Annotated in this window: 6 protein-coding genes; 2 read left to right on the top strand and 4 right to left on the bottom strand. The window is 53.7% G+C overall.

Going from position 1 to position 6,764, the window contains the following annotated elements:
- The 4 genes from AB1690_01080 to AB1690_01065 form a co-directional block, all read right to left on the bottom strand.
- Positions 1–585, bottom strand: a 585-nt coding sequence (locus tag AB1690_01080) for a DUF438 domain-containing protein (GenBank protein ID MEW6013893.1), incomplete at its 3' end; no start/stop codon positions are given.
- Positions 582–1,373, bottom strand: a complete 792-nt coding sequence (locus AB1690_01075; GenBank protein MEW6013892.1) for a 4Fe-4S dicluster domain-containing protein — start codon at positions 1,371–1,373, stop codon at positions 582–584. The genes AB1690_01075 and AB1690_01080, both read right to left, overlap by 4 nt.
- Positions 1,374–1,470: 97 nt before the next feature.
- Positions 1,471–2,157: a Crp/Fnr family transcriptional regulator gene (locus AB1690_01070; GenBank protein ID MEW6013891.1), complete on the bottom strand. Its 687-nt coding sequence runs from the start codon at positions 2,155–2,157 to the stop codon at positions 1,471–1,473.
- 56 nt (positions 2,158–2,213) lie between these two features.
- Positions 2,214–2,918, bottom strand: coding sequence for a ubiquinone/menaquinone biosynthesis methyltransferase (locus AB1690_01065; protein ID MEW6013890.1), 705 nt, complete (start codon positions 2,916–2,918; stop codon positions 2,214–2,216).
- A 343-nt stretch (positions 2,919–3,261) separates the two neighbouring features.
- On the opposite strand from AB1690_01065, the gene AB1690_01060 reads away from it, so the two are divergent.
- Positions 3,262–4,350 carry an efflux RND transporter periplasmic adaptor subunit gene (locus tag AB1690_01060; protein MEW6013889.1) on the top strand — a complete coding sequence of 363 codons (1,089 nt, stop codon included), beginning with the start codon at positions 3,262–3,264 and terminating at the stop codon, positions 4,348–4,350.
- Positions 4,347–6,764: efflux RND transporter permease subunit (locus tag AB1690_01055; GenBank protein ID MEW6013888.1), on the top strand; the 2,418-nt coding region annotated here is incomplete at its 3' end. The genes AB1690_01060 and AB1690_01055, both read left to right, overlap by 4 nt.

Here is a 6,764-nt window from a genome sequence, read left to right as displayed (position 1 = left end):
GGTAATCTGGGCGGTCTCTTTCAAGGCTTCAATCGCCCCGGAAAGGTGCTCTCGGGTTTCGTCATGCTTCCCCCACATCACCGTGGGAGGTCCTGTGATGCCGTGCTTTTCCAGATATGGAAACAGCAGATTCTCTTTACGGCGGTAATGCTTTTCGACATCGGTCAAGGCGTGCATATGCCTTTGCAGTTCGGCCATCAGTGTCGAGGCGTCGGCTTCGTCCGGCATCTTCTTAATCCCCTCGGCAATCTTCACAATGGTGCTTATTTCCCAGCCGAGCGCTTTATTTTCCATCTTGAAGGTATGCACCGGGTGCCCCGGCGGCGCCTCTTTGCTCTGTGACAGGTCGATTTGACCTTTGAGGACTTCCGTATGCATATCGCACAACTGCAGTATCTCTTGCGCGGGAAGCCCCTCGCTTATCAGTTCCTGCTCTACTTCCACTACGTCGCCGTACGGCACCTCACCCATCAGCCGCACCAGCTGCTTGCGCACCGCCTCCGGCGCTTCACCCTTGTGAAGCTGAAGTATCATATGCTTCAAAAGGTCTTTCCGCTTCCGGGCATTGTCGATTAATTCACTCATACTCCCTCTCCCATTTTTGCGACCGGTTTATCTTTCTCTCTGATTTCGCCCCGGATTCCAATCCGGGTCAAGGTAAGCGGAATCGCCTTCCCCGATTCGGCAAGCGCCTGCTTGACCGCCTGCACCAATCCGAAACAGCAGGGAACCTCCATATAAGCGACCTCCGCCTCCATTATTATATTCTCCCGGAATATCGCTGTCAATTTTTCCCGATAAAAATTTAAATCATCCAGTTTGGGGCAGCCGATAAGGAGAATTTTCCCTTCCAGAAGCGAGGCGTGAAAGTCCGCCAGGGCAAAGGGTACGCAGTCAGCCGCAATCAGGAGACGCGCCTTCTGGAAATAGGGAGCATTCACCGGCGCCAGCATCAGCTGTACAGGCCAGTTGTTGAGACGGGAGAATAGCGCGGTCGGGGAGAGGTTTGGCTTTTCCGTTCTGCCTGCGCCGCTTTTCCCCAACGACTGCGCGAGCGAACCGGGACAGGATGGATATGAAGACGGTGACGGTCTTTCCCTCTTGATATTATTCAGTTGTGATGGCCGCTGGTCTTGCCGCAGATGTCTCTCCACCGCTGCGGCGTCGTATTCCGATGCCTCGCGCTCTTCAATGATAATCGCCTTCTGGGGGCAGTCGCCCAGGCATGCCCCCATCCCATCGCAGTAGCTTTCGCTCACCAGCCGGGCTTTGCCCTCGATTATCCGAAGCGCCCCTTCAGCGCAGGCGGGAACGCATTTCCCGCACCCGTCGCATTTCTCTTCATCGATTCTGATTATTTTTCGCAGCGGCATCGGACCTCTTTCTATAAATAGACTATTATTATCTATGTTTCTACTCTTAATATCGAAAGAAGCCCCGGTAGAGTCTTTGACTTAGGTCAATCTAACTTTATATTTTTTCGCCGTCGGCGACCGCTTGAAGATGTTCCGGGTCGAGGATGGTTATTTTCTTGCCGTGTACCTGAAGTATTCCTAACTCTTTGAATTTGCGCAGGTTGCGCGACAACGTTTCGCTGATTGTCCCCAGATGTTTGGCCAGTTCGGCTTTGGGAATATCCAGCAGCAGGTGCCTCGTTCCTTTTCTTTCCGCTTCGCGCAGAAGATAAGAAGCAATCCTCGCCGGAACTTCTTTCAGGGTCAGCTCTTCCACTTTGCGGTTGAACTCCCGCAGGAAAGATGACATCGACCCGATTATCTTAAGTGAAATCTGCGGCGATTCTTTGATAAGCTGCACAAATGATTCCTTGGGGAAAAACGCCACCAGGGAGTCCTCCAGAGCGGCGCAGTTGGCTGGATATTCCCCTCCCCGGAATATCGCCGCCTCGGCAAACAATTGCCCCGGGTTTATCTGATGAATGGTGAATTCCTTCCCTTCCGGAGAGGATTTATAAACCCGAACCTTTCCGGCAAGCAAGATATAAAATCCGCCAGCCGGGTCCCCCTCCAGGAAAAGTATCTCCCCCTTTTTCACCTTTCTTATCGCGGTGATATCGTGAAGCGCCCGCAGTTCCTCCCGGTCCAATCCGGAGCAGAATATCGATTGGCTCAAAAGCTGCAGGTTTTCCGTCAGGGGCATCTAAAATATCCTCATAAATCCACAAATTACCGCCCCGAGTGCGATTCCGCCAGAGTTTATTTGTCCGCCTTTTTCTGTCCGATATGAATGGCGATAATGCCGAAAAAGAGACGGCGGTATTCCACCGTTGCAAAACCGGCCGTTCTGATTATCTCCGCAAATGCTTCCGCCGGGTAAAAGCGCGGCACGGTCTGGGAAAGATAGGCGTATCCCGCTTTCGAGCCGGAAATTGTCCCTCCAATCGGTTTCACCGCCGCCTTTACATAAAGATGCATCAATTTCTGCAGCAGTTTTGACTTTGGCTGGCTTGTTTCGAGATTTATAAATCTTCCACCCGGCTTCAGTACCCTATTGAATTCTTTCAGACAGATAATCAGATTCTCCCGGCTGGTGTTGATATTACGGGTGGCAAAAGAGATGGTAAGGGCGTCGAAAGTTGCGTCCGGAAACGGCAGCATCCCCACATCAGTTATGACAAATCTTATCCGCGACGCTTCCGGCTTTTTTCGCGCCATCGACAGCATAGGTTGCGAAAAGTCGGCGGCATAAACCGTCGTTCCATTCTGGGAAAGCCGCGCCAGATTGGCGGCCATTTCGCCGGTCCCGCTGCAGAGGTCCATCCAGCGGTTCCCCCCGCCTCCCGCCGCTATCTTTGCCGCTTTCCGTCGGCAGATTATATCCATTCCAAACGTCAGAATATGATTTATCAATTCATAAGTATGCGGCACCTGCGCAAATATCTTCTGGATGCCTCTATTCATTTCAAATCCTCTCTCTCCATTTTCCAATATAACAAATACTCTGTGCCGGTTTCAAGGGCAGGCGGTATCATTTCTCAATAGCCACCCCGAAATTCGAAAACACGCTTGTAAATGGAGCCGCATTACAGGAAATAAGATAAAATCTCTCAATAAAATAGCGGAAATTGTCAATTAATTCGCTCCACGATTCGTATAACAGACAATCCTTAAATCACATTTGTATGCCGGGAACCAGAAAAGTCGATAATGTGACTCTATTATTTGGAACCTCATATTATAATCATTCGTTATATGCTTGTTATCTTTACCGCAGAAATACCGCGAGGCGAAAGGACATAAAGAAATGAAAAAGAGAGTTATACCGAGTATATTGTCATTGATTCTAATCTTGGCCGCTCTATCCGGATGCTCGAAGCAGCAGGCCGGCGGCGGATTTTCCATGCCCCCTATGCCGGTCGAGACCGCACTGGTGGCAAGCGCCACCGTGGAAGATCGCTTTGACGCCGTCGGAACCATCGAGGCGCACGATGCCGTCACTATTGTGGCGGAAATTGATGCCATTGTGGTTGACCTTCCCTTTACTGAAGGCGCCGCCATCGAGAAAGGGACTCTCATCGCCCAGCTTGACGACACTCAACTGCGCGCCGAACGGGAGCGCGCCCTCGCTATTCGTGACCAACGCAAAGCCGCTTACGACAGAATAAAGTCGCTTTTGGATAAAGCGGTCACCTCGCAGCAGGAATTTGATGACGTCAATGCCGCCTACAAAGTCGCCGAAGCCGAACTGGCTATGATTGAAGCCAAACTTGCCAAGACCAGAATCGTGGCTCCTTTTTCCGGTGAAGTCGGCGCCCGCAAAGTCAGCCCCGGAGCTTTTCTGCGGGCCGGGACGCCAATTACGGACTTAGCCAATATTTCAGAGTTGAAAGTTACTTTCTCCGCTCCGGAGCGATATTTCCCGCTCCTTCGCCGGGGGAGCGAAGTCTCCATAGCAACCGCTCCTTACCCTGATTATGAGTTGAAAGGACGTATCGAGGTGATTGAACCGACCATCGACCTTTCCACCCGCGCTGCCAAAATGATTGCCCATTTCGCCAATCCCGGCGGACGATTCCGCCCCGGGATGTCGGCCAATGTATCGGCCGTGCTGGCGCGACGGGAGAATGCGCTGCTCGTGCCGGATGAGGCTATCTTTGCCGAAGGCGCCCAGTCGCTGGTATTTGTCGTCAATCCCGACAGCACGGTGGCGCGCAAGCCGGTTACAGTCGGCGCCCGTCAGCGAAAATCAGTCGAAATCGTCCAGGGATTAGAGCCGGGCATGACAGTGGTTAAAGCCGGTCATCAGAAATTATTCGAAGGCGCCAAAGTGATGCCGATAATGGCGCCGAGCAATATCGGCGAAACGGCCAGCCTGAACGGAGGCACTAAATGAAAATAAGCGAAATATCTATTAAGCGGCCTGTCCTGGCGCTGGTGCTCAGTCTGGTTATTCTCCTTTTCGGGCTGGTAGCTTTATTCCGTCTGCCGGTCCGGGAATATCCCGATATCGACCCGCCGATTGTCTCCATCACCACCTTCTATCGCGGCGCCAGCCCCAATGTGGTCGAGACGGAAATCACCGATATTCTTGAAGAGCAGCTCTCCACTATTGAGGGGGTCAAGACTCTTACCTCTTCCAGCCGCGAGCAGGGCTCGGTCATCACCATTGAGTTTGAGTTGAGCCGTGATGTCGATGAAGCCGCCAATGATGTTCGCGAGCGTGTCTCCCGCGTTCGGGGCGTGCTCCCGCGGGAGGCCGATGACCCCATTGTCAGTAAAGTTGATGCCAACGCCCAGCCGATTATCTGGCTGGCTCTTAATTCCACGCGCCACTCCACCCTGGAGCTGTCCGACCTCGCCGACCGTGTTCTCAAGGAACGAATCCAGCGCCTTCCGGGAGTAGCCTCGGTCTTCATCGGCGGCGAACGCCGCTATGCTATGCGGGTCTGGCTCGATGCTCAACGAATGGCGGCGCATCAGTTGACCACCTATGATATCGAAAATGCTATCCGCCGCGAAAACGCGGAAATTCCGGCGGGACGAATCGAAGGGGATGGACGGGAATTCTCCGTTCGCACTCGTGGCGAACTGACTACTGCCGAAGAATTCGCCGCTATCATTGTCAAGCAGAAAGGGGATGAATACGTTCGGCTCGGCGATGTCGCTTTGGTGGAGCTGGGCGCCGAAGACGACCGCACCGCAATTCGCTGGAACGGCGAACCGGCGGTCGGACTTGGTATCATCAAACAGAAGAAAGCGAGCACCCTCGAGGTCTCCGACAATATTATGGCCGAGATGAGCGAATTGCGCTCCCTGTTACCGGACGGAATGCAGCTCAATGTCGCCTATAATTCCGCCACCTTCATTCAGGAATCGCTCGATGAGGTAGTCGAAACTCTGGCGATTGCGGCAATTCTGGTTATCATCGTCATTCTGCTCTTCCTGAAAAGTTTCCGCGCCACTATCATTCCGACCTTTGCCATTCCGACCTCCATTATCGGCGCCTTTGCCCTGGCTTATTTTCTTGGCTTCACCGTTAACATTTTGACGCTTCTGGCGCTGGTGCTGGCTATCGGATTGGTGGTCGATGATGCTATTGTTGTGCTGGAAAACATCTATCGTCATATGGAGATGGGCAAATCCCGCTGGCGCGCCGCCCTCGACGGCTCCAAAGAAATCGGTTTCGCCGTTCTTGCCACCACCATCACTCTGGTGGCGGTTTTCGTGCCGCTGGCGTTTCTGCAGGGGAATGTGGGACGGTTATTCAACGAGTTCGGCGTCACTGTGGCGGTGGCCGTTCTAATTTCCGGTTTTGTCGCCCTGACTCTGACCCCGATGCTCAGTTCGCGGATTCTACGCCCTCTGCATACCGGTAAGCGGAATTGGGCGTCTCGCTCCTTTGACGCCTTCTTCGAGTGGCTCGACAAGTCCTACCGCGCCGTTTTAAGTCTTTCCCTTCGTCACCGGGTGCTTTCAACCGCCGCCATTCTCCTGCTCATTCTGCTCGGTGTGGGCGCCTTCAAATTCCTTCCCAGTGAGCTGGTCCCGACCGAAGACCGGGGCGTCGCCTTTGGTATTGTCATAGCGCCCGAAGGGGCGACCCTGGATTACACCGACCGGTATATGCGCCAGGTGGAGGGTATCCTGATGAATGTGCCGGAGCGGGCCGGCCTCTTTACCGCTACCGGTCTCGGTTTCGGCGGACCGGGACGTGTGACTAACGGCTTTGTCTTTCTGGGCCTCAAGCCTCGCGGCGAGCGGGACCGCAGTCAGCAGGAAATTGTCGGCTCTCTCTTTCCCCAACTTCTGGGGATTCCGGGAGTGCTGGCATTTCTTATCAATCCTCCCTCCCTGGGACAGGACTTTTCTTCTCCGGTCGAATATGTTCTCAAAGCTGATTCATATGAGGAGCTCCAAACCGCCGTCGGCGTTATTATGGGGAAGGCGATGCAGCTCGGTTATCTTATCAATCTCGATACCGACCTCCGTCTCAATAAACCGCAACTCGATATTACCATCGACCGGGAGCGCGCTTCCGCCCTGGGCGTCTCCGTTACCGATATCGGCTCCACCCTGGAGACTTATCTCGGCGGCAAAGTGGTCGGCAACTTCAAACGGGGGGCAAAGCAGTATGATGTCATTACCCAGCTGAAGCCGACTGACCGCGCCACTCCGGAAACTATCGACGAATTATATCTTCGCGGACGCGGAGGACTGGTGCAGCTGGCATCGGTCGTCAGCATCAATGAAACCGTCGCCCCCAAAGAACTGAATCACTTCAACCGTGTTCGCTCTGCCACTATCACC

Source organism: Candidatus Zixiibacteriota bacterium, assembly GCA_040753495.1.
Classification (GTDB): domain Bacteria; phylum Zixibacteria; class MSB-5A5; order GN15; family PGXB01; genus DYGG01.
This window is presented reverse-complemented; position numbering and strand designations above follow the sequence as displayed.

Bases quoted from the DNA above. Each gene is read 5' to 3' on its own strand.
- AB1690_01075 (MEW6013892.1), bottom strand. From the start codon at position 1,373: ATGCCGCTGCGAAAAATAATCAGAATCGATGAAGAGAAATGCGACGGG.
- AB1690_01070 (MEW6013891.1), bottom strand. From the start codon at position 2,157: ATGCCCCTGACGGAAAACCTGCAGCTTTTGAGCCAATCGATATTCTGC.
- AB1690_01065 (MEW6013890.1), bottom strand. From the start codon at position 2,918: ATGAATAGAGGCATCCAGAAGATATTTGCGCAGGTGCCGCATACTTAT.
- AB1690_01060 (MEW6013889.1), top strand. From the start codon at position 3,262: ATGAAAAAGAGAGTTATACCGAGTATATTGTCATTGATTCTAATCTTG.